Origin of the sequence: Allomuricauda ruestringensis DSM 13258 (genome assembly GCF_000224085.1) — a bacterium.
GTDB classification, from domain to species: Bacteria; Bacteroidota; Bacteroidia; order Flavobacteriales; family Flavobacteriaceae; genus Flagellimonas; species Flagellimonas ruestringensis.
In genome coordinates, this window is record NC_015945.1 from 66,876 (window position 1) to 90,050 (window position 23,175).

Genomic DNA, 23,175 nt, shown 5'->3' on the forward strand with positions numbered 1-23,175 from the left:
GTACAGTATCTTCTAACACTAAAAGAATGAAACACTTACTTTTTCAACTTACCGCCATTTGTTTGGTAGTCTGCCTTTTCTCCTGCAATACAAAACAAACCACCGAAACAACGGTCGAAAGTCCGGTCCAAACCTATTCCGAATCGTACAAAGCTCCGATTTTTGACCCCGATGATCGGATAGAAAAAATCAAACAGATTGCACCCGAGCTAAAGCAATCCATCGAGGAGCACGCCAAGGCCGAACATTTACCGGGGGTTGCCTTCGGTATTGTAGTGGACAATGAATTGGTGTTTACGGCTGCCACTGGATACCTGAACCTTGAGAAGGAGATTCCCGCTTCGCCCTCATCCGCTTTCCGAATAGCCTCCATGACCAAAAGTTTTACTGCAATGGCCATTATAAAACTCAGGGATGAAGGAAAACTATCGCTGAACGACCCTGTAAGCAAGTACGTTCCCGAAATGTCAAAACTCACCTACCTGACCAAGGACGCACCGACCATTGACATTGAAAACCTGTTGACCATGACGGCCGGGTTTCCCGAGGACAATCCTTGGGGCGACCGCCAGTTGGACGAACCGGATGAAATGTTGATTGATCTTGTGGATGAAGGCATCTCCTTTTCCAATGTTCCTTCCTACGGGTACGAATACAGCAATACCGGGTATGCCCTTTTAGGGCATATTGTTTCCAAGGTTTCTGGGATGCCTTATCAGGACTATATCACCCAAAATATTTTTAAGCCCTTGGGTATGGATCACACCTATTGGGAATACGAAGGCATTCCCGAAGAACAACTGGCCATCGGGTATCGCTGGGAAGATGAGCAGTGGAAACTGGAACCCATGCTCCACGACGGCTCTTTTGGTGCCATGGGAGGACTCATTACCTCCATAGAAGATTTTAGTAAATATGTAAGTTTTCATCTTTCGGCATGGCCTCCACGGAACGAGGATGACAACGGCCCCATAAAACGAAGTTCGTTGCGCGAAATGCAGACGCCACAGTTCCCAAGGCTGTACGCCAATGCAAAAGATTATAAGGGTGATGATTGTGCTGTTTTGGCCGGATACGGCTTTGGATTGGGCATTACGGAATACTGCAATGGCCTTAAAAGGGTCTCGCATGGTGGCGCGTTGCCCGGCTTTGGCAGCAACTATACTTTTTACCCCGAGTATGGCGTGGGCATTATGGCCTTTTGCAACCTCACCTATACCTCGCCTTGGTCGTTAAATGAGCTTAGTACATTATTGTTCGAGACGGCCGATCTACAACCACGAAAACTGCCCGCCTCCGATGTGCTGCTGGAACGGCAAGAACAGATTACCCAACTGATCCAGCAATGGGAACCCACTTTGGAAGAGCAGATCTTGGCCGAGAATTTTTATTTGGACCAATCGCGAGAAAAAAGAAGGGCAGCGATACAGGAAGTTTTGGAAAAAGCCGGGACCATTGAAGCGGTGGGTGACCTACACCCCATAAACCAGCTACGGGGACGCTATACCCTACAGGCCGAAAACGGGGAAGTGAACATCTTTTTTACGCTAACACCGGAAAAATATCCAAAAGTACAGCGGTTGGATGTAGCCTTTGAGGCAAACGAGCCAGATGTATAAAAAAGTCTGATTTATACCTACTGCCCCTTATACCAATGTATTACTGTTGATAAAAGTGTTGAGTACTTACGGAAAAACGTAAATACTTATAAGTTTTTTCTGTTAACTTGATTGCCCATATTGAACTCGATTCAGTAATGGTGGATATAGATCACTTTGTGCTGAGCGAAGTCGAAGTATTGAAACGAATGATATCTTTTAACGTTGGGCACAATTTAAACGAACATCCAAAAAATAAATGAACACAGTTAAAGTTGGAGATAAATTCGAAGATAAATCCTATCGATTAATTGAAAGAGCAATCGAAAATGATGAATTGGGAATTTCAAAATCTTCAGCAAAAGTGTTCAAGAAAAAAGGTTATTATTCTTCAAAAAGAGAGAAAAAAATAATTTTTGATTTATCAATCGAAATATGGCCAAAAGACGCTAAGCGATATTCATTTTTGTTTTTGATTGAATGTAAAAGTTCAAATTCAAAAAAAGTTCCTGTTGACGATGTAGAAGAGTTTTGGGCTAAAGTTGACCAAGTAGCTGGTAAAAATGTAAAAGGTGTTATGATTTCTGATAACTCTTTTCAAAAAGGCGGATTGACTTTTGCTAAAAACACAGGAATGATGCTCATCGAAGTGGATAGTGAGAACAATCATAAAATTATCCTACACCGAACTGATAAAGAGAAAGACAAGAAAGACAAGAAAAATTCCATTGAAGAAATTTTCTCAAAATTTATCCAAAAAACGCTCGGTCTAAAAAAAGTCAAAGGATTAAAAAAGTTATCAGCAAATCAAATTGAGAATCTTGCGACACCAATTTTAGATAAATATAACAAACTGCATTCTGCTATTGAAATTGACAGTTTTATTGAACATCTGAAAAATGAATATAAACTGACCTTTGATTTCAGCAAAAATTTAGAAACAGTAAATGGTAAGCAGATTGCAGGATTTTATGATGTTGAAAAAAAGCAAATTCTGATTGACAGGTCAATTGTAGGAACTGAAAAATTTCCATTCGTGTTAGGACACGAATTGGGACATTTCTTCTTGCATAGCAAACTCAAAATAAATCAAGAAAGATATAATGATTTCGAAGATTCTCATTATGATTTTTTTGCCGACAGGCATTTGTTAAATAATGATAAGAATTGGATTGAATGGCAAGCGAACAAGTTTGCTATAGCTTTATTCCTTCCTAAATTACTTTTTCTTCCACATTTAATTGCCTACAGAACAAGTATTGGAATAAATAGACCCTATCATATTTACTTGGACGAACAAAAAATAAACCAGCAAGACTACTACAAAACGGTAGATTATTTGTCAGACTATTTCGGAATTAGCAAGACATCGGTAAAATTTAGAATTGAAGAGCTTCAATTAATTACTTACGCTAAACCAAAAGACGATTTGCGAAACGTAATAAGAAGAGCATTTTATGAATAAAACTCTCAAATCATTACTTGCCAAAGGGATTAATAGTAAAGTTGCCGAAAAGATTATTAATTCTGGTTATAATCTATCTACTTTATCTGCCTGTTCCAAGGAGGAACTTGAAGAATTAGGCATAGATGAATTTACAAGGAAACAAATACTTGACAAGAGACCGCCAATCCCAGAAGATATTATAGATAATTTGCTGTACAAGTCAATGAGAACATGTTGTATTTGTAGAAAAAGTAAAAGACAAATAATAATTCATCATATAATAGAATGGAAAGTTTCACGAAGCAATCAAGAAGAAAACCTAGTAGTACTATGCCTTAAACACCATGGAGAAGCTCATACTTATAAAGAACTCGCTCAAAACTTAACCGCTGATAGAATAATTGCAGCCAAATCCAAATGGGAAAATGAAGTTGCGGAAATGAGTAAAAAATCTGCTTTCAAGGAATTAGAAGTAATTACCAGGCAAGATTATATCCTGCGAGAAAAGTGGTTCAATTTCTTGAGTAAAATCAATATGCGAATTGAAAATATTGAGAGTTCAATTGAGAAATTCAAATTTGATTTTAAAATTTATGGCAAATCGTTCTTGTTTTTAAAAGTATATGACATTGAACATATTGACGATTTAATTAATAAAGAAAATTTAATTCAAAATTTTAAAGGTGCATTTTTTTTAGATAGCCTAATTGTACTTGGGTCAAAACCATTTTTGAGTAATGAGGGTTTTTACAGCAACGAAACTAACATTCAAATTGGATGGATTTATAATCATGGAGGGAAAAATTGGGATTCAGTGATGCTCAAAGAGAATTATGATATATCCAATGGAAAACTATTCGTTGAAAATCTGCTTTATGAAAATACGAATTATAAGAACTTTCTAACTGATGACCATTTTGAAGAAATAATGAAGATTTGGAACGAATAAAAACTGTGCCCAACAACGTATATAAAAAATAGCGGTTTAATCGCTTAATCGAAAGAAAATGAATAAATTAAAGGTCTGTTATAAACCGAAAAGTTAGTGTGTAAAATCCGCTACTTTTCATATACAAGACCGATAACGAAACTCTCTCAATCCCAATGTAACTTTAGTTACATCTTTTTTGCCTAATTAATGTTTTCTTTGGAATATGCCGGGAATCCACAAATCCACATTCGACATCCGCATCCTGTTAACCGCTTTGTTGGTAGGTTTGCTTTTGGTGGCGCCCTGCAAAGTCCGTAACTCCTTGGAACATGCCCTTGGGCTGGAAAAATCCGAGGTCTCCAATAAAATAAAAACTACCGTATCCACTTCCTGCGCTTCCTACGAGGCCGTGCAGCATAGCGAGAATACATCATCACACCAGCTGGATAGGACCACTGCCCTATTACCAGCCGTGGCAACACCCAGCTATTTTACCGTTTCCAATAGCGGAAAGAACCTTTACACTGCCGAAAAGCAACGCTTAGCTTCGGTAGTTCCCCTCTACATTTTATATCGGCAGTTCAAAATCTATTCGTAAGTAGTCCTTTCTACATCAGGCATTGCCTACCCCCTTATCTTTTGACTAATTATAAAATATAAACATGCAGACTATAAAATATTTGGGCCTTGTCGCCCTGCTCTTCGGAACCCTATCCGCTTGCAAGGACAGCAAAACCCCTGCGCAAGACACCGAACAGACCATCACCATATTACAGACCGCCGATATTCACGGGCAGTTGTTCCCCCACGACGAACTTTTTTGGGAAAACGAACACATCACCTTTAGAAAATTGGGAGGGCTCGCCCATGTAAAAACTCTTTTTGAGGACGAACGCAGCAAAAACCCCAAAGGCACCTTGATCTTGGATGGTGGCGACATGATCCAAGGAAGTGCTTTTGCCGCACTTTCGGAAGGGAAGGCCTTTGCCCCCATCATCCAAGAAATGGGCTACGATTTTCTAATTCCGGGTAACTGGGAAGTGGTATATGGAAAGAAAACCATGATGGACGTGCTCACCCAGTATGACACTCCGGTAATTTCGGCCAATATGTACCACGAAGCCACGGGAGAATCTTTGTTTCCGCAGTATTTTGTAAAAGAATTGAAAGGCGTAAAACTGGGGTTTATCTCCTATAACGATCCTGAAATTCCAGTGCGACAGAATCCATCCTTCAGCAAAGGTATCCGTTTTGACCCCATCGAGGAAAACTTGGAAGCCCTGATCACCGAACTTAAGGACAACCAAAAGGTGGATGTGCTGTTTTTGGTAACGCACATCGGCATCAGCAAACAATACGATTTGGCCAACAACCCCGCCTTGGAGCGGGTGGACTACGTGCTGGGCAACGATACCCACGAACGAATCCGTAAACCCTTGCAGGCCAAATACACCAAAGTAACCGAGCCAGGGGCATTTGCGTCCTTTGTCGGCAAGCTTACCTTAACGGTTAAAGACGGCAAAGTGGTGAACGAAGATTACGATCTTTTGGAAGTGGACCCATCAACATACGCAGCAGATGAAAAAGTGGCCCAAATTATTGAAACAGCAACCGCTCCATATCAAGAAGAAGCGAATCAAGTGTTGGGATATACCGGTGTTCCGCTCTACCGTTATTTTGTAGTGGAAAATCCCATGGACAATTTTATTACCGATGCGGCCCGATGGAAAACAGGGGTGGATATTTCCATTTCCAATGGATTCCGATTCAGCACCCCAATCTCGGTGGAAGAAGGTAGTAAATCGCCTATCACCAAAGCGGATTTGTGGAGCATGCTCCCTGTAAATGAAAAGGTGAAAATTGGAAAGGCCAGCGGTAAACAAATCAAGGATTGGTTGGAAAAAGAATTGCACAATGTATTCGCACAAAACCCTACGGAACGTTTTGGCGGCTGGTTGGTGCGCTTTTCGGGCATGGAACTGACTTTCTATGCGAACAAACCAATGGGAGAGCGCGTAGCGTCCATAATAATTGGCGGCAAACCCATTCAAGATGACAAACTGTACACCATGTCCGCTTGTCGTAGGGAGGGTGAGCCCCTTCCTACCCTCTGCCGTATGCCCAACACCGTAGAAACCGAAGTGATGGACTACACCATCCACGATGTGATTGAGGAATACCTCAAAGAAAAGGGCACCATTGCCCCAACTTTGGACGGTCGTGCCAAGGCCTTGGATTTGGGGCCCAATGTATTATCGCAATTACCGGGCACGGATTATCAATTCCATTAAAGCAGGGCTATGCAAAACAATAAAGTTGAAGTTGGCCGGAGCTCGATAGCCGTGTTACGGGTCATGGTGAGTTTGATATTCATCGTGGCCAGTTTAAACCATTTGATCAATACCGATAAGGCCGTTGCTCGCATCGAAAATGCCAAGTTTGGAGCTTTGGGTCATTTATTGGGGCCACCGGAGTTTTCGGTGATTGCCTCTGGAGTGGTGATGCTGCTTGCCGGTATTGCTTTAGCTGTGGGCTTCAAGACCAAATGGTCGGCCTTACTGTTGATCTTGATGCTTATTCCCATCACTTTGACCATTCAATTGGGTCAAATGGCGACCGTAGGGCCGTTGTTCAAGAATATTGCTATTCTGGGAGGGCTCCTCTTTTTTGTACTGAATCCAAAACTTAAAAAACAATAAAATGAAACAATTATTCACTATAGCTATTATGACTATCACCCTGTTGGGAGGGCTGACCGAAGTCAGTGCGCAAAGCACCTACAACAAAGATCAGAACAACTACATTGTGCTTACCCGCAAAATTCCACAATTAAAGGCCATCTTGTTGGCCGCTGATGAACTGGCTACCGATGATGGTGCCCAGTTCGGGGAGTTCCATGTGGTTATCTGCGGAGAGACGGTGAAAGGACTAACAGACATGGAACAAATGCAACCGTTTCTGGATTTGGCCAAAAGTGAAAAAATAAAACTGCTGGCCTGTGGTTTTTCCCTTAAAAAATTCGGGGTGGATGCCACAAAATTGCCCAAGGAGATGGGGGTGGTAGCCAATGGGATTCTGTATGATTTTAAGCTACAAAAAGATGGGTTTTTAAGCATTACTTTGTAAAAAAACCTGGTTTTGTTGTTAAAGGGGCGTTGGAAACATCGCCCCTTTTTCTTTTTTGGTACATTAAGGGAAATCCGAGGTCCCATTATTTTTTCATCACTGGAATTTCTAAATAACTGTCCCCATACCATTTAATGGTCAAAGGTTCTTTGGCATCCTTGATGGTTTCTTCACTGACATTTTTACCTGTACCATAATTGATTTCAGAAAAGGGGTCTTTAATTCCATTGACCACCACGACCAACCGACTGCCCTTACTTATTTTCCTACTTGTCATCCGTACGATTCCAAATGGGAGTTTTACCTTTTCATGGGGTGTCAATAATTGTCGGTGCTCCCAATCTCGCACATAACTGGCCCTGCCCACATAGGGCAAGGTCAGTGCAAAGAATTTTCCATCAGGGGTCTGCTCGAACAACACAACTTTATAATCAAAATCCTTTTTATTGATGGATACCGAAATCTCCCCTCCAAAAGAACCGTTCAGTTCAAAATCGGCATCAAAAGGTTGGGTTGCAAAGGAAAAACCATGTCCCACTAGTAAACTGTCCTCAACAATGTTCCTCCAGCCACTTGAGTTCCAGGTTAGATTGCTTCGGTCGGTAAAGTCAATGGTCTGTTCTAAATATTCATTAGCATCTACAGGCTGCTCAGAAAGCTTGTAATGGATATCTTGTCCATTATTTCCGGTATCAAACAGCGATGCAAAGCCAACTCCCGAACGCTCGTTGCTCAAATAATATTTGAGTGTGTCATTCGCCATTTCTTGCAGCGAGGGGGCGTGCCCCCATGCATTGGCCCCCATAACCTGATAGTTGATCTTGTCTTCTAATAAATCTGGCTTGGCTTCACCTTTTAATACATAATCGAACCAATCAAAAATCAATTCCGTGATATCGATTTGGGCCACGGGGTCTATATCGTACCCAAAAATATGGGCATTGGGTTTTTCTTGGGCTCCAAAATGGGTGTATGGTCCTATAACCAAATAATGCTCCGCATTTTTGTTGTATTTGGTATGCTCATTTAAATAATACTGCGTTCCTATTTGCCCACCATCATAGTAGCCTGTTGTTGCCAAAACGGGAATGTTTATATGCGCAAACTCCTCTTGGTAGGGCATCATGTTTTGCCAATAGGCATCGTAGGTAGGGTGTAATAACCGCTCCCGAAACTGTGGGTTAGGCAATCCGTCCAAGCTATCCATGACATTGTAGGCCACCCCTTTTTCAAACCATTTTATGTTAAGGTCTCGCCACCTTTGACCATTATAATACAAAGTGGTGTCCAAATACTTGTTGTTGGAAACGTAATGGTGCCAAGGAAAGTGGAAATTAAAATAAACTCCATTTTCCATGGGTTCAGCAATACCCGGCGCTGCCGAAACAGACGGGACAATGGTTTTTAATGCCGAGTGCACCTTATGTTTTACAGAAGCCCATTGAGTAAACCCGACATAGCTACCACCATACATCCCCACTTTTTGGTTGCTCCAATCTTGTTTACTGATCCAATCGATTAGCTCGTAGGTGTCCGTTGCCTCATATTTATAGGGGACAATCGAATCAGGGCTCAAGCCCTTGCCACGAGTGTACGAAACCACCCCCACATACCCATGGTCCGCAGCCATTTTGGCTCTTTTTAGGTCGCTTTTACGTGCGTAGATGGTATGAAACAACACGGCTGGACTTGGTTCCGAAGCCTCGGCATTTCGAACTACGATTGCATGGATTCTTGCTCCATCACCGGTTGAAATCAATATACTGTCCTGAACCAAATACGTTTTGCCGTCTTCCGTGATCGTTCTTGGGGTTTGAACGGGGGCTTGTTCCTTGCATGAGGTTACAAAACAGAGGGCTACCACTGCAAGAATAAATATTTTGTTGATTGAATTTTTCATTTTGATTGATTTTAAGTTCAGGACATAACCGTCCTAAAGCAATATGTTTTTGCTGTTCGTTATCTTGATTTGATTGAATGTGAAATCGCTACAAACTGTTCCGTTTTTTGAACTTTACCGATTGCCTGCTCGAGAGCGCTATCTTTTCCCCTGTGGTCAATACCAACTGCAGTTTGTTGTTGAAATACGGGTGGATTTCCTTGATGTATTCCGTATTGATGATTTGACTTCGGTTGGCCCGAAAAAACGTATTTGGGTCCAATTTTTCTTCCAGTTGGTTGAGGGAGCGTTTGATCATGGCTTTTTTATCTCCAAAATACAGGCGTGCATAATTTTCCAAGGATTCGATTAAACTTATCTCGGCCAACGCAATAAAGTATACCTTTTCGCCATCCTTGATAAATATTTTTTGATGGCTTGCCAAGGGTGCTTTTTGCGCTTCTTCCTTCTTTTGCAGTTCCAGCTTTACCTTTTCGATGGTTTGGGCAAAGCGCTCCTCCCTTAGCGGTTTTACCAAATAATCCAAGGCATTTACTTCAAAAGCTTGGACAGCGTATTGATCATAGGCCGTTGTAAACACCACTTCGGGAACGGTTCCCAACTCCTCCAACAGATCAAAGCCCGATTTCTCCGGCATATGAATATCCAAAAAGATGATATCCGGTTGTTCTTTTTCTATCAGACCAATAGCAACCTCTACATTGTTCGCTTCACCTACAATTTCAAATTCGGGATAGCTTTCAAGGGCTCTTCGGACCTCTTCTCGGGCCAAGCGCTCATCATCTATGATCAAAGTTGTATACGTACTCATCATTTTTCAATTGGAATCATTAATGTGGCAACCACCCTGTTTTCCGAAGGGGTATCAACCTTAAATTCAGCCCTGCCCTCATATTGCAACAAAAGCCGTTCATTAAGATTTTTAAGCCCTACCCCCTTATGCTTTCCTTTGGAAAGATTTCCGGGGTTTTTAACACTTATCACCACATGGTCGTTCTTCTTTTGAACCGAAATTTCCACGGTGCCTCCTTCCAACTGTTTATCTATCCCGTGTTTGATAGCGTTTTCTACCAAAAGTTGAATACTTAATGGCGGGATTTTAAAGTTTTCAAGCGTGTGGTCAATATCAAAAGTAATATTCAGGCGTTCCTCAAATCGAAGTTTTTCCAACTCCACATAATCCTTTACCAATGCCATTTCTTCTGCAATGGATATGGTAGTATGCTCTTTTTCATACAATGATGAACGCAATAAGTCAGATAACAAGTCGATGGCCCTTCGTGCACTTTTCGGGTTTTCAAACACCAAGGCTTTGATGGAATTCAAGGAATTGAACAAAAAATGCGGATTCAACTGTGCAGCTAGATTGTCCAACTGACTTTGCTTTGCAATTACCGAAAGCTGGGCGTTTGTTTTGGCCGTATGTACCTCTTTAATATAGAAGTGATAGGCATGATAGGCCAATACCCAAATGGACATATGCCGTAGTCCCGTGATTAAAACAGGGTTCCAAACCAAAAGGTTTATTGAAAAGGTATTAGAATCATTAATTAAATAGATGTATACTGACGTTTTTAGGTTCATGATAAGCATAAACAAAACCGCCAATATTAAAATTGACGGCACAACTTTTCGTATCAACTTTTTGATTCCCAACTGGTTCCAATTTGACCTTAGGGCTACCAAACGGTAGGTATGCGTAAGGCCAATACAAATGGCAACATCCAATATATAATTGATTAAAGCTTGAGTAATGGTAAACTGATCCCGTACCAAAGCAATGTAAAGCCACAAAAGGGAAACAAGGCCCCAGCCAATAAATTGGCATTTCCAATAGAGGGATAGTCTTGTATTTGTCGTTTTGTTCGGCATGGAACCATTCATTTTTAGGGCTCTTGTTTTGCTTGGTTATTGCAACTCGGGTTTTGAATAACTGGTAAGTTCATTTACATACACCCCATACCCATCCTCATTAATATGCTTGATATATGTTTTTAACGCTGGGGAATACCACCAAATATCCGTCATTTCCCCTTTAAAACCTCTAGAATTTGTTACAATTCCTTTGTATACTATTTTATACGCCTTGAATGTTCCGGCGACCACATTTAACTCTTCAAATGAAACAATTTCAGCATCTTGACTGGTTTTCCCCCGTAGTACCTTCATTATTTTCCCATTCTGACTCGTATTTCCATTTTTTTCCAACCTGCAAAGGCCAATTACGAAACGGGGTACTACTCTGCTTTTGATTTGTGGTTTTCGAAATTTGAACGGTATCAGCCCCATTCCAGAGCCCCATAGTTCCATTATAGTTCACGACTTCCTGGATGTCTTCCCCTTGTGCACGAATCTCTCCTTCCACTGCGCGTTCCCATTTCCAAGTCCATTTTTCTCCAATGGTATAATCCTTTAAAGTTGGTTGGTTGGTTTTTGTGGATGCACAATTACTGAAGACCAGTAGCAGTGCGAAGTGGAATATTACTTTTCTTGTCATTGCTGTTGTTTTTTGATTGATGAATAATTCTTGTTTTGATCATATCTATTATGAACAACTGGTACAAAGCAATGAAAAACATCCAACCCCAAGAAGAGAAAGTACATGAGCGCATGAAACTTGAGTTGAGCGTAAAAAATAGAGGCGACTTACCATGGAAATAATATGTTCCCATCCAAAAAAAACAATTTCAAGGTCATTTAGGCCTAACCACCAACAAAATACTGCTAAAACTTAAAAATTGGTATAACACCTTGCATTGTGTGATTATTGTTAAGGCCTATGGTTGGGGACTTATCGGGAAAATTGAATAGACTTAGTAGTTCCGCCACTTTTTGGTAAACTCAAAAACGTGTTCCAGTATCTTGGCTTCGGTTTCGTTGAATTCCATATTACGGCGTTTCATCATAGCCTCGGCCACTTCAAAAGCCTTATTGGTCCTAAACGCGGTGTAGCCTGCCGTTGCGCCGCCCCAGCTAAAACTGGGAATAAAGTTTCTGGGGAATCCGCTGCCAAATATGTTGGCGCTTACCCCAATCACCGTTCCTGTGTTGAACATTACATTGATACCACATTTGCTGTGGTCACCCATCATCAACCCACAAAATTGCAGTCCTGTTTTGGCAAAACCTTCGGTTTTGTAGTTCCACAGGCGTACGGGCGCATAATTATTTTTCAAATTAGAGGTATTGGTGTCGGCCCCAATATTGCACCACTCCCCTAGCACGGAGTTTCCAAGGAAACCATCGTGCCCTTTGTTGGAATTGGCAAACAGTACCGCATTATTCACTTCCCCGCCCAATTTGCAGCCCGGTCCAGCGGTAACGGCACCGTAGATCTTGGCGCCCATCTTTAAAATGGCGCTTTCGCAAAGGGCCAATCCACCTCGTACCATACAACCTTCCATCATCAAGGCGTTTTTACCAATATAAATAGGGCCTGTGGAGGCATTCAAAATACAGAACTCCACCGTGGCTCCTTCTTCGATAAAAATATTCTCTGGGTTCTTAACTTGGTTGGTATCGGGAATGGGTTGACTGGTTCTTCCCTCGGTCAATACATCAAAATCAGCTTGAAGCGCCCTTGCGTTGTTGGAAAAAATGTCCCAAGTATGTTTAATGGTCAGCACGTCACCATCAAAAGCAACGGTTGTATATGTTGATGTGTCAAAATTCCCTTCGGGCTTTTCTGCCACGTAAGCAATGTAATCCGTACCTGCCATCAAAGCTTCTCCCATTTTTAAGTTGTTGATGGCATCGATCAAAGATTGATTGGGCAAATAACTGCCATTGATTACGGTGTTTTCTGCCGCGACCGTCAAGGGATACTTTTCGGACATGTAATCTTCGGTTTGAAAACTCACGGATGCGTTCAGCCATTTTTCCCATTTTTCATGGATGGTCAAAATACCCACCCGAATCTCGGATACGGGGCGTGTGAACGTAAAGGGAAAAAGGTCTTCGCGGTGATTACCGTCTGAAAGGATATAGTTCATAGCGCAGCTTTGAATACCGTAAAAATAAAAAACGCCCTCGAAAACCATCGAGAGCGTCTATATATTTCGTTAAAAAGTGCGACCTACTCGGTCTCCTTCTCTTCTTTCTTGAATTTTTTGTACTTGTTCTTGAACTTGTCAATTCTACCAGCGGTATCGACCAATTTGGTTTTACCGGTGTAGTATGGGTGGGAAGTTCTTGAAATTTCCAATTTTACCAAAGGGTATTCAACACCATCAACACTGATGGTCTCTTTCGCTTCAGCAGTGGACTTTGTAATAAACACATCGTCGTTGGACATGTCTTTAAAAGCAACCAATCTATAGTTTTCTGGGTGTATACCTTTTCTCATCGTCTTAAATGCTTAATCTCAGAATTTTCAGGGTGCAAATTTAATGATTTCTTTTGTTTCTCCAAGTTAAAACCACTAAAAAAATAAAAGTAAATTTATATGTAACAAAAATAAGTAATCAACCACTAATTAACCACAATCAACACAAATTTTAATAAAATGGAACAACAACAACCAAAAACAGGGAAATTTGCACTTAACTACGGACTATTGTTGGGTGTAATATCCGTGGTGTTCGGCGTTATGCTCTACACCCAAAAAATGCACTACGAGACAAATACTACTGTCATCGTAATCTCCATTGTAATAATGGCTGCCATCGTGTTTATGGCGGTCAACGCCTTTAAAAAGGCCAACGGTGGCTATTTAACCATTTCAGAAGCCTTAAAAGTTGCGGTTGGTTTGGCCTTAATTGGAACCATTATCACTTTGGCCTATCAATTTGTACTCACCAATTTTATTGAACCTGATTTTATGGATAAGGCCATGGAGATTGCTAAGCCAAAAGCCATGGAACAAAACCCCAGCATGACCGAGGAGCAATGGGAACAAGGTATGGAAATGCAGAAAAGATTCGCATGGATCCAATATCCCGTTATTTTGATCATGAACTGCGTAATCGGTTTAGTCTTGGGCCTTATTACGGGACTGATCTTGAAAAAGTCCAAAGCCGATTACTAAACAAAAAATGCTACTTTTGAAGGGAATTCCAGAATCGAACAATGCAGATTTCCATTGTAATTCCTTTACTTAACGAACAAGAATCGTTAAAAGAACTACATGATTGGATTGTACAAGTGATGCAATCCAATCATTTTTCTTATGAAATTATCTTTATTGATGATGGCAGTACCGACGGCTCTTGGAAAACCATTTTGGAGCTTTCCAAAACCGACCCAAATATAAAAGGCATTCGGTTCCTAAAGAATTTTGGGAAATCCCAAGCCTTGCACGCAGGCTTTAAAACTGCCGAAGGAGAGGTTGTGGTCACCATGGATGCCGACCTTCAGGACAATCCAGAAGAAATCCCCGAAATGTACCGGATGGTTACCCAAGAAGGGCATCATGTGGTCTCGGGCTGGAAAAAGAAGCGGTATGATTCCGTTATTACCAAAAACATTCCCTCTAAACTGTTCAATTGGGCGGCACGGAAAACTTCTGGCGTAAAATTGCACGATTTTAATTGCGGGCTCAAAGCCTTCAACCAAAAAGTGGTAAAAACCATCGAGGTATCTGGCGAAATGCATCGATATATCCCTGTTTTGGCCAAAAACGCAGGTTTTTCCGATATTACGGAAAAAGTGGTGCAGCACCAAGCCAGAAAATATGGCTCCACTAAATTTGGAGCGGAACGATTTATAAATGGCTTCTTGGATTTGATCACCATTTGGTTTGTTTCCAAATTTGGCCGAAGACCCATGCACCTTTTCGGCGCTTGGGGCGTACTTATGTTTATTGTAGGCCTGGGGTTCGCACTTTACTTGGGGATTGATAAGCTCTTCTTAAACCCAACAGGTCGTCTTATTACCCAAAAGCCGCAATTTTATATTGCGTTGACTGCCATGATCATTGGTACACAACTATTTCTGGCGGGCTTCATTGGAGAGATTATGGTTCGGTCCCGAAAAAATGATACCAGATACAACATCTCCGATAAAATTAACCTCTAGGCCATCCCCAAACCCAGTAAACTTTGTATTTTTAAACATCTAAACAACTATAAACACTATGGATTCCATTACAGCTACAGCGCAAACTTGGTTGACCGATTTTTTTGACGAAGACACAAAGAAGGAAATCAAACATCTTATAGAAAACGACCCTGAAGAGCTCAAGGAACGTTTTTATAAGGATTTAGAGTTTGGTACCGGGGGCATGCGCGGTGTAATGGGTGTTGGCACCAATAGAATAAATAAGTACACCTTGGGCAAAAATACCCAAGGCCTTAGCAATTATCTTAAAAAATCCTACACGGACAATGATCTTAGGGTTGTAATTGCCTACGATTGCAGACACAATTCTAAATCTTTGGCAAAAACGGTGGCAGAGGTTTTTTCCGCGAACGGAATTCGAGTTCATCTGTTTTCCGATTTAAGAACAACCCCCGAGCTTTCTTATGCCGTAAAGCATATAGGCTGTCATGCAGGGATTGTTTTAACAGCTTCCCACAACCCACCGGAATACAACGGATACAAAGTATATTGGGCCGATGGTGGACAGATTGTGCCTCCGCAGGATGGAGAAATTATAGCGGAAATCAATGCGCTATCTTTTGAGGATATCAAATTTGATAAAGATGAAAATCTGATACATTTAATTGATGAAGATGTGGACGAAGCCTTTTTTGATGCATCTGTAAAAAATGGAAGTTTTGATGCCAAGGGGAAGGACAATTTTAAAATCGTCTTCACTTCCTTGCACGGAACCTCCATTACCGCCATTCCAGAAGTATTGAAACGAGCAGGTTACAAAAACGTCACCATTATTGAGGAGCAAGCTAAACCGGATGGGGATTTCCCGACTGTAGAATCTCCAAACCCTGAAGAACCAGAAGCATTGTCCATGGCCATAAAAAAAGCCGAGGAGATTGGTGCGGACATGGTGGTGGGCACCGACCCCGATAGTGACCGTTTGGGAATCGCAGTGCGCAACTTGGATGGTAAAATAGAACTACTGAACGGGAACCAGACCATGGTCCTCATGACAAAATTTCTTTTGGACCAATACAAGGAAGAAGGATTCAAGGGCAACGAATTTATTGCTACGACCATTGTTTCCACCCCAATGATGCAACAAATGGCAAAATCGTACGGTGTGGAGTTTAAAACAGCGTTGACGGGCTTTAAATGGATCGGCAAAATGATCAAGGATTTTCCCAACTCCCGATTTATTGGCGGTGGCGAGGAAAGTTTTGGATATATGGTCGGAGACTTTGTACGAGATAAAGATGCAGTCACCGCTACCCTATTGGCCTGCGAAATCGCTGCCAGCGCCAAAGCCAATGGAAGCTCTTTTTACAAAGATTTGATTGATGCCTACGTAGAATTTGGTTTTTATAAGGAAAAACTCATCTCCATCACCAAAAAAGGAATGAGCGGAGCAGAAGAAATCAAACAAATGCTGAAAGATTTTAAAGAAAATCCAGTAAACAGCGTTCAAGGTTCAAAACTGCTCTACATTGAAGATTACAATACCTCCATTGTAAAAAATGTACAGACAGGTGAAGAGTTTACGCTTCATTTGCCAAAATCCAATGTATTGATTTACGAAACGGAGGATGGCACCCGAATTGCCGCTCGACCTAGTGGAACAGAACCCAAAGTAAAGTTTTACATCAGTACAAATGCAAAATTGGACAAGGCAGCGGATTATAAATCCGTAAATTCGCAGTTGGATACCAAAATAGAAGGTATCATTTCTGAGCTGAATTTATAAGTGAATGAACTACTTTAAAAAGATTCTCCAATTTGCGAGACCATACCGCAGATATGGATTTTTGAACATTTTCTTTAATATTTTATATGCGCTTTTCAGTGCATTGTCCTTTGCTGCTTTGATTCCCATGCTGGATGTGCTCTTTAAACCACAAGAGAAGGTGCTTGTGGAACCAGTTTACGAAGGCTTCGCCAAATCAAAGGATTACCTACAAGACTACATCAACTATCGAATTACGGCGTATGCTGGGGACGAGGAAATGAAAGCCTTGGTCTTGGTCATAGGTCTGGTACTAGTACTTTTCTTGTTGAAAAATGCCTTTAACTACTTGGCCATGTACTTTATTACCTTTTTGCGTAATGGAGTACTCAAGGATATCCGAAACAAGATGTACCGGAAGATTATGGACCTACCCATCTCCTATTTCTCGGAAAAAAGAAAGGGAGATGTCATTGCCAGAATTACTTCCGATGTTTTAGAAATACAACATTCCTTTCTGTCCATTTTAGAATTGATCGTTCGAGAACCTTTGACCATCTTTTTCACCATATTGGTCATGTTCGGGATAAGCACAAAGCTTACCATCTTCGTTTTTGTTTTTATCCCAGTAGCGGGAATGATTATTTCCCGAATTGGTAAATCGCTGAAAAAGAAATCGGATAGAGTACAAAGAGAACAGGGTGAATTCCTTTCCATCGTGGAAGAAACTTTGGGTGGACTTCGTGTAATCAAAGCTTTTAATTCAGAATCCAGGTTTTATCAAACTTTCAAAAATTCAACAACACGTTTTTTCCATTTCTCCAATTCCTTATTGAACAGACAAAACTTAGCCTCGCCTACGGGAGAGTTTTTGGGAATTCTGGTTATAGGCATTTTATTGTGGTTTGGCGGTAAAATGGTTTTGGTGGACAAAACTTTGGATGCCTCTTCCTTTATTGCTTATATGGGGTTGGCCTATAACATCCTAACCCCCGCAAAAGCCATCAGTAAGGCATCCTATGGTGTTAAAAAAGGAAACGCTGCTGCCGAGCGTGTTTTGGAAATACTCGAATCCGAAAACCCCATCACCGATATTGATGGAGCTGAAGATAAAACGGATTTTAATTCAGGTATTGAATTGAAAGAAGTCGGTTTCAAATATGAAGACGATTATATTCTGAAAAATTTCAACCTAAAGGTTGATAAAGGGAAGACTGTTGCCTTGGTGGGACAATCCGGTAGCGGCAAAAGCACCGTGGCCAATTTGGTTACCCGTTTTTACGATGTCAATAAAGGAGAAATACTGATTGACGGCACCAACATCAAACACATTACCAAAAAGTCGTTGCGCGGACTCATGGGGTTGGTAACTCAGGACTCCATTCTTTTCAACGATTCCGTAAAGAACAACATTGCTTTGGGCAAGGAAAATGCTACTATGGATGAAATTGTGGAAGCTGCCAAAGTGGCCAACGCTCATGATTTTATCACAGAGCTGCCCAATGGCTACGATACCAATATTGGAGATAGTGGAAATAAATTAAGTGGTGGACAAAAACAACGTTTGTCCATTGCACGTGCCGTGCTCAAAAACCCACCCATTATGATTTTGGACGAAGCCACCTCGGCTTTGGACACCGAAAGCGAACGATTGGTGCAAGATGCTTTGGAGAAAATGATGCAAAACCGCACTTCCATTGTAATTGCCCATCGACTATCCACCATTCAAAATGCAAATTCCATAGTGGTGATGAGCAAAGGCGAAATTGTGGAACAAGGCACCCATGAAGAACTGATGAAGTCTGCAAAAAGCTACAAAAAACTGGTGGAGATGCAGTCGTTTGCTTCGTAAGAAGTTGGATTGTTGAAATTATTTGGTGTGACATACTCTCAAAATGAGAGTGAGATGCTGAAACTAGTTCAGTATGACGAGCTTCTTTTAAACAGTTGCATCGAGCGCCCGCCTGCCGGACGGGTGTGATGCTCAGAAGGGCACCAAAACCTGTCATTCCGTACTTGATACGGAATCCCTCACTTATTAAATGCATTATCGATTATAATCGAAATATTTAAGTGTTCGATAAAATTGGTGCAACTCGTGTCAATAAAAGGCTCCCGGCTTCCGGCCCCTAAAGAACCCTTTTATTTGAATACCAATTGTGCAATCCTGTTTTTTCCCGCAGCGTATGCAGTCGAGTCGTTTAAAAAGCGAAGGGTATAAAAAGACGCTTCACTTAATTGTTGCCAGCTTTCACCACCATCAAAAGAATAGGAAACTCCTGTAAATCCAACAGCCACCAAATCCTTGCCACCAGAATTCGGAACAAACTGCACACAACTTTTATATCCCGGTTCCAACCCATTAGCAACCAATTGCCAGGTTTTACCGCCATCAACCGTTTTTATTTTATTCGCCCTGTTAGATCCTGGTTGGGTGTAATCCCCTCCAATAGCAAAACCTGTGTTTTCATCAAAAAAGTCCAACGAGTAAATACCTTGGGTTGGTTCTTTGGAAACAATTGGGGTTTCCTGTATTTCCCAAGTCATTCCCTTATCGCTTGAATAGTAAATTCTTCCTTCCGTGGTGCCAATCCAAACTTTATTTCCCTGCACGGCAATATTGCTGTTACTGGCAGCAAAAGCACCTTCGTCCTCAATACCCTCAGGCAAATCAGAACAGGCCAATTTTGTCCAAGAAGTGCCACCATCCCTTGTAACAATGATGGAAAGGCAACCATCTACCGTATCGCCCACAGCAATGCCCTCAGTATCGTTCCAAAAAGCAAGGCTATCGTAAAAAACACCTTCCCCGTCTTCCGTATATACCAATTCCATCTTTCCTTGGTCGCCTGTTTTGTACAATAAAGCAGGGCTTTCCACCGAAAGCATGAAAAAATCGCTTGAAGTATGGCCTACGGCCCTAAAATGTGGTTGAATGGAATCAAATATCTGAACATTTGCCCTAACCTTGTGCGAATTAACATCAACAGTGCCATAAACTCCATTGCTCCCTGCAAATGCCAACGTTCTGCTATCCAAAAAGGTAATCGCCCGTATACTTACGGAGTCTTCAAAAACAGGTGTTACTGTAACAGATTGAAAGGGCTTTTGTTTTGGCTCCCCGGCGCAGGAAAGCAATACAAGAGCCATTGAAAAGGAAATGATTGACCTCATCGTATTTATTTTCCTCAAAAGTAAGCAGAAATCATACCTTTGCAACCTTATTTGATATGATGCGTTTACACAGAAACTTGGTATTTGCCGTAATTGATGCCCTTCACATGATTTTTAATGAGGGGGAATATGCTGATAAAGTGATTGAAAAAGTACTGCGTTACGATAAACGCTGGGGGGCTAGAGACCGTGGATTTATCGCAGAGACCACATACGATATAGTTCGATGGAAACGCCTATATTCTGAAATTGCAGAAGTGCACGAGCCTTACAGTCGTGAACATTTGTTCCGTTTGTTCGGGGTTTGGTGCGTGCTACGTGGTGTCCGAATCCCCGATTGGAAACAACTGGAAGGCACACCAGAACGCCGTATAAAAGGTAAGTTTGATGAATTGTCCAAAATCCGAAAGCTTAGGGAATCCATTCCTGATTGGATGGACGAACTTGGGGAAAAATCGCTGGGCAATGAGCTTTGGACCAAAGAAATTGCCGCCCAAAATCAACAAGCCGATGTTATTTTGCGAACCAATACACTAAAGGTTCCAAAGCCCCAGCTAAAGAATTTTTTGGCCAAGGAGGATATAGCTACGGAATTTATAGAAGGTTACCCCGATGCATTAAAGCTAGTGGAACGCAAGAATGTTTTTGTAACCCAAGCCTTTAAAGATGGGCTGTTCGAAGTGCAAGATGCCTCTTCCCAATTGGTGGCTCCATTTTTAGAAGTTGAACCGGGACAACGGGTTGTGGATGCATGCGCCGGTGCAGGTGGTAAAACGCTACACTTAGCCTCACAAATGCAAAACAAAGGCCAATTGATTGCTTTGGACATTTATGAAAGTAAATTGAAGAAGCTCAAAAAAAGGGCCAGACGGAATGGTGTGCACAATGTGGAAACTAGAGCGATTGATTCCACCAAAGTGATCAAAAAACTATATAATAGCGCAGACCGTTTATTGTTGGATGCACCCTGTTCAGGATTAGGGGTCATCAAAAGAAACCCTGACTCCAAATGGAAATTGGAACCTGAATTTGTGGACCGTATTATGGGGGTACAGCAAGATATTCTCCAGAATTACAGCAAAATGGTAAAAAAAGATGGACAGATGGTCTATGCTACCTGTTCCATACTTCCACAGGAAAACTCAGAACAAGTCAAAAAGTTTTTGGAGTCCGAAAACGGGAAAGACTTTGAGTTTGTAAGAGAACGTAATGTTTTTGCTTCAGAAACTGGCTTTGATGGGTTTTATATGGCGTTGCTGGCCAAACGTTAAAGCAATTATTTTACTTACTACCCTAAAATCAGGCTACAACAACCTTAGATTTGGCTACATTATCCCTCTTATTTGAGGGCAACTTTGCAGTGTCAATTTATAACAAAAAAATCAAGGAAAATGGACACTAAAAAAGTATGGTTGATCACAGGAGCCTCAAAAGGGTTGGGGCTAACAATGGTAAAAAAGCTACTGGACAATGGATACAAGGTAGCAGCAACTTCAAGAAATTTAAGTGCTTTGGAAAGTGCGGTAGGCCAACATATCGATTTCTTGCCCCTTCAAGTGGATTTGATTAGTGAAGAAAGTGTTGAATCTGGTATTTCCAAGGTGTTGGACACATTTGGCCGCATTGATGTGGTAGTGAACAATGCAGGTTACGGCCAAAATGGAACATTGGAGGAGTTGACCGATGAAGAATCGCGACAAAACTTTGATGTCAATGTTTTTGGTATGCTGAACGTAATTAGAAAAGCAATGCCGCATTTGAGAAAACAACAATCGGGGCATATTTTCAACATTGCCTCCATTGCAGGTATGGTAGCGAACTTTCCTGGGTTTGGCATTTACTGCGCCACAAAATTTGCCGTAGTTGGGCTCACGGAAGCACTTTCAGCGGAAGCAAAATTATTTGGAATAAATGCCACGGTAGTATATCCCGGATATTTCCGTACCGAGTTTTTGTCCGATGAATCCCTGCGCTTAGCTAAAAACAAAATGGATATTTATGCCCCAGCCCGTGAGTCGGAACGCTTGCACAAGGAAGAAATTGCCGGAAACCAACCAGGTGATCCTAAAAAAGCCGCAGAGGTAATAATTGAGGTTGCCGAAAGCAAAACCCCTACCCTACATTTGTTCTTGGGCAGCGACTCGTATGCTATGGCACAAGATAAATTGAAATCCTTGGAAACCATATTGGAAAGTAACAAGGTGTTGAGTCATTCCACAGATTTTAAAAATTAATCTTTAATTTTAAATGGGGTGAGAGGCTTCCCCTCACCCCATTAACCAATAGTATATGCACACATTCAATACGCTTAGCGAGTTCCATAAGTTTTGTGACCTACCCAAACCGGAGCACCCCCTGGTGAGTCTTATAGATTATAGCCAAGTGGAATACAAAACCACCGAAAGTGAAATCCATTGGATGCAAAACTTCTACTCAATTGGTTTGAAACGGGACATTCAAGCCAAAGTCCGATACGGCCAGCAGGAATATGATTTTGATGAAGGGTTACTTACTTTTATTGGCCCAAAACAAGTTCTTCAGTTTGAATTATTACCTTCCAAAATGAAAGCTTCAGGATGGTTATTGCTCATACATCCTGATTTTTTATGGCACACTCCATTGGCAAGAACCATCAAGAATTATGATTTTTTTGGTTATGCTATCAATGAGGCTCTTTTTCTATCCGAGAAGGAAGAAAAGACCATCACCGAAATATTGTTGAACGTTCAACAAGAGTATCAATCCAACATTGACAAATTCAGTCAGAACATCATTATTGCCCAAATCGAATTATTGCTTAACTATGCAGAGCGGTATTACCAAAGACAGTTCATCACAAGAAAAATCAATAATCACGAGATATTGGTTCGATTGGAGGAGCTCCTTAACACGTATTTCAATGGCGAGGAGGTCATCAACAAGGGAATTCCTACGGTCCAATATGTAGCAAACACATTGAATGTATCCTCCAACTATTTAAGCGGTCTTCTTAAGGTGTTGACCGGACAAACCACCCAACAGCACATTCATGAAAAATTGATAGAGAAGGCCAAAGAGAAACTGTCTACCACAAAACTTTCAGTAAGTGAAATTGCTTTTGCCCTTGGGTTTGAGCATTCCCAATCCTTTAGTAAACTCTTTAAGAGTAAAACAATGCAATCACCAATGGCCTTCCGCACCTCTTTCAATTGAACACCGTTACATCGAGCGCCCGTCTCTACCATAATGTCGGGACAATCG

22 protein-coding genes are annotated in these 23,175 nt (G+C 41.4%); 14 read left to right on the forward strand and 8 right to left on the reverse strand.

Annotation, left to right across the window (positions count from 1 at the left end; genetic code table 11):
- The first annotated feature begins 26 nt into the window (after positions 1–26).
- The 7 genes from MURRU_RS00350 (at position 27) to MURRU_RS00380 (ending at position 7,102) form a co-directional block, all read left to right on the forward strand.
- Positions 27–1,619, forward strand: a complete 1,593-nt coding sequence (locus MURRU_RS00350) for a serine hydrolase domain-containing protein (RefSeq protein ID WP_014031415.1) — start codon at positions 27–29, stop codon at positions 1,617–1,619.
- A 238-nt stretch (positions 1,620–1,857) separates the two neighbouring features.
- Positions 1,858–3,063: an ImmA/IrrE family metallo-endopeptidase gene (locus MURRU_RS00355; protein WP_014031416.1), complete on the forward strand. Its 1,206-nt coding sequence runs from the start codon at positions 1,858–1,860 to the stop codon at positions 3,061–3,063.
- Positions 3,056–3,994, forward strand: coding sequence for an HNH endonuclease (locus tag MURRU_RS00360; protein WP_014031417.1), 939 nt, complete (start codon positions 3,056–3,058; stop codon positions 3,992–3,994). Before MURRU_RS00355 ends, MURRU_RS00360 begins: the two co-directional genes overlap by 8 nt.
- A 205-nt stretch (positions 3,995–4,199) precedes the next feature.
- On the forward strand, positions 4,200–4,574 hold the full coding sequence (locus MURRU_RS00365; protein ID WP_014031418.1) for a hypothetical protein: 375 nt from the start codon (positions 4,200–4,202) through the stop codon (positions 4,572–4,574).
- Between the two features lie 64 nt (positions 4,575–4,638).
- Positions 4,639–6,267 (forward strand): bifunctional metallophosphatase/5'-nucleotidase, encoded by a 1,629-nt coding sequence (locus MURRU_RS00370; RefSeq protein ID WP_014031419.1) that lies wholly within the window; start codon positions 4,639–4,641, stop codon positions 6,265–6,267.
- 9 nt (positions 6,268–6,276) lie between these two features.
- Positions 6,277–6,675 carry a DoxX family protein gene (locus tag MURRU_RS00375; protein ID WP_014031420.1) on the forward strand — a complete coding sequence of 133 codons (399 nt, stop codon included), beginning with the start codon at positions 6,277–6,279 and terminating at the stop codon, positions 6,673–6,675.
- 1 nt (position 6,676) lies between these two features.
- Positions 6,677–7,102: a sulfur reduction protein DsrE gene (locus MURRU_RS00380; protein ID WP_014031421.1), complete on the forward strand. Its 426-nt coding sequence runs from the start codon at positions 6,677–6,679 to the stop codon at positions 7,100–7,102.
- An 85-nt stretch (positions 7,103–7,187) separates the two neighbouring features.
- Here MURRU_RS00380 and MURRU_RS00385 read toward each other — a convergent pair whose 3' ends face one another.
- The 7 genes from MURRU_RS00385 to MURRU_RS00410 all read right to left on the reverse strand — a co-directional run bounded on the left by MURRU_RS00385 (position 7,188) and on the right by MURRU_RS00410 (position 13,347).
- Positions 7,188–9,002, reverse strand: a complete 1,815-nt coding sequence (locus MURRU_RS00385) for a CocE/NonD family hydrolase (protein WP_014031422.1) — start codon at positions 9,000–9,002, stop codon at positions 7,188–7,190.
- A gap of 88 nt (positions 9,003–9,090) precedes the next feature.
- The gene (locus MURRU_RS00390) at positions 9,091–9,816 is read right to left on the reverse strand and encodes a LytR/AlgR family response regulator transcription factor (protein WP_014031423.1); all 726 of its coding nucleotides are present in this window, start codon (positions 9,814–9,816) and stop codon (positions 9,091–9,093) included.
- Positions 9,813–10,874: a sensor histidine kinase gene (locus MURRU_RS00395; RefSeq protein WP_014031424.1), complete on the reverse strand. Its 1,062-nt coding sequence runs from the start codon at positions 10,872–10,874 to the stop codon at positions 9,813–9,815. The genes MURRU_RS00390 and MURRU_RS00395 overlap by 4 nt, the downstream gene beginning before the upstream one ends.
- Positions 10,875–10,910: 36 nt before the next feature.
- Entirely contained in the window at positions 10,911–11,171 is a 261-nt protein-coding gene (locus tag MURRU_RS17230) for a hypothetical protein (RefSeq protein WP_148261458.1), read from the reverse strand.
- Complete coding sequence (locus tag MURRU_RS17235) at positions 11,134–11,499, reverse strand: hypothetical protein (protein ID WP_049789077.1); 366 nt, start codon at positions 11,497–11,499, stop codon at positions 11,134–11,136. Before MURRU_RS17235 ends, MURRU_RS17230 begins: the two co-directional genes overlap by 38 nt.
- Before the next feature lie 316 nt (positions 11,500–11,815).
- Positions 11,816–12,994: a GlmU family protein gene (locus MURRU_RS00405; RefSeq protein WP_014031425.1), complete on the reverse strand. Its 1,179-nt coding sequence runs from the start codon at positions 12,992–12,994 to the stop codon at positions 11,816–11,818.
- Between the two features lie 83 nt (positions 12,995–13,077).
- The gene (locus tag MURRU_RS00410) at positions 13,078–13,347 is read right to left on the reverse strand and encodes a type B 50S ribosomal protein L31 (RefSeq protein WP_014031426.1); all 270 of its coding nucleotides are present in this window, start codon (positions 13,345–13,347) and stop codon (positions 13,078–13,080) included.
- Between the two features lie 159 nt (positions 13,348–13,506).
- Between MURRU_RS00410 and MURRU_RS00415 the strand changes: the two genes are divergently transcribed.
- Genes MURRU_RS00415 through MURRU_RS00430 form a run of 4 tightly spaced genes read left to right on the forward strand, consistent with a single transcriptional unit; the run spans position 13,507 to position 18,613 of the window.
- Positions 13,507–14,028, forward strand: a complete 522-nt coding sequence (locus MURRU_RS00415) for a DUF4199 domain-containing protein (protein ID WP_014031427.1) — start codon at positions 13,507–13,509, stop codon at positions 14,026–14,028.
- A 41-nt stretch (positions 14,029–14,069) separates the two neighbouring features.
- Complete coding sequence (locus MURRU_RS00420; RefSeq protein ID WP_014031428.1) at positions 14,070–15,017, forward strand: glycosyltransferase family 2 protein; 948 nt, start codon at positions 14,070–14,072, stop codon at positions 15,015–15,017.
- A 58-nt stretch (positions 15,018–15,075) separates the two neighbouring features.
- Positions 15,076–16,782, forward strand: coding sequence for a phospho-sugar mutase (locus tag MURRU_RS00425; protein WP_014031429.1), 1,707 nt, complete (start codon positions 15,076–15,078; stop codon positions 16,780–16,782).
- A 4-nt stretch (positions 16,783–16,786) separates the two neighbouring features.
- Positions 16,787–18,613, forward strand: coding sequence for an ABC transporter ATP-binding protein (locus MURRU_RS00430; RefSeq protein WP_014031430.1), 1,827 nt, complete (start codon positions 16,787–16,789; stop codon positions 18,611–18,613).
- A 290-nt stretch (positions 18,614–18,903) separates the two neighbouring features.
- Here the strand turns inward: MURRU_RS00430 and MURRU_RS00435 are convergent, their stop codons facing one another.
- Complete coding sequence (locus MURRU_RS00435) at positions 18,904–19,935, reverse strand: WD40/YVTN/BNR-like repeat-containing protein (protein WP_014031431.1); 1,032 nt, start codon at positions 19,933–19,935, stop codon at positions 18,904–18,906.
- A 59-nt stretch (positions 19,936–19,994) separates the two neighbouring features.
- Between MURRU_RS00435 and MURRU_RS00440 the strand changes: the two genes are divergently transcribed.
- The 3 genes from MURRU_RS00440 (at position 19,995) to MURRU_RS00450 (ending at position 23,127) form a co-directional block, all read left to right on the forward strand.
- Positions 19,995–21,206 (forward strand): RsmB/NOP family class I SAM-dependent RNA methyltransferase, encoded by a 1,212-nt coding sequence (locus MURRU_RS00440; RefSeq protein WP_014031432.1) that lies wholly within the window; start codon positions 19,995–19,997, stop codon positions 21,204–21,206.
- 120 nt (positions 21,207–21,326) lie between these two features.
- Positions 21,327–22,169 (forward strand): SDR family oxidoreductase, encoded by an 843-nt coding sequence (locus tag MURRU_RS00445; RefSeq protein ID WP_014031433.1) that lies wholly within the window; start codon positions 21,327–21,329, stop codon positions 22,167–22,169.
- 55 nt (positions 22,170–22,224) lie between these two features.
- Entirely contained in the window at positions 22,225–23,127 is a 903-nt protein-coding gene (locus MURRU_RS00450) for a helix-turn-helix domain-containing protein (protein WP_014031434.1), read from the forward strand.
- The last annotated feature ends 48 nt before the right edge of the window (positions 23,128–23,175 follow it).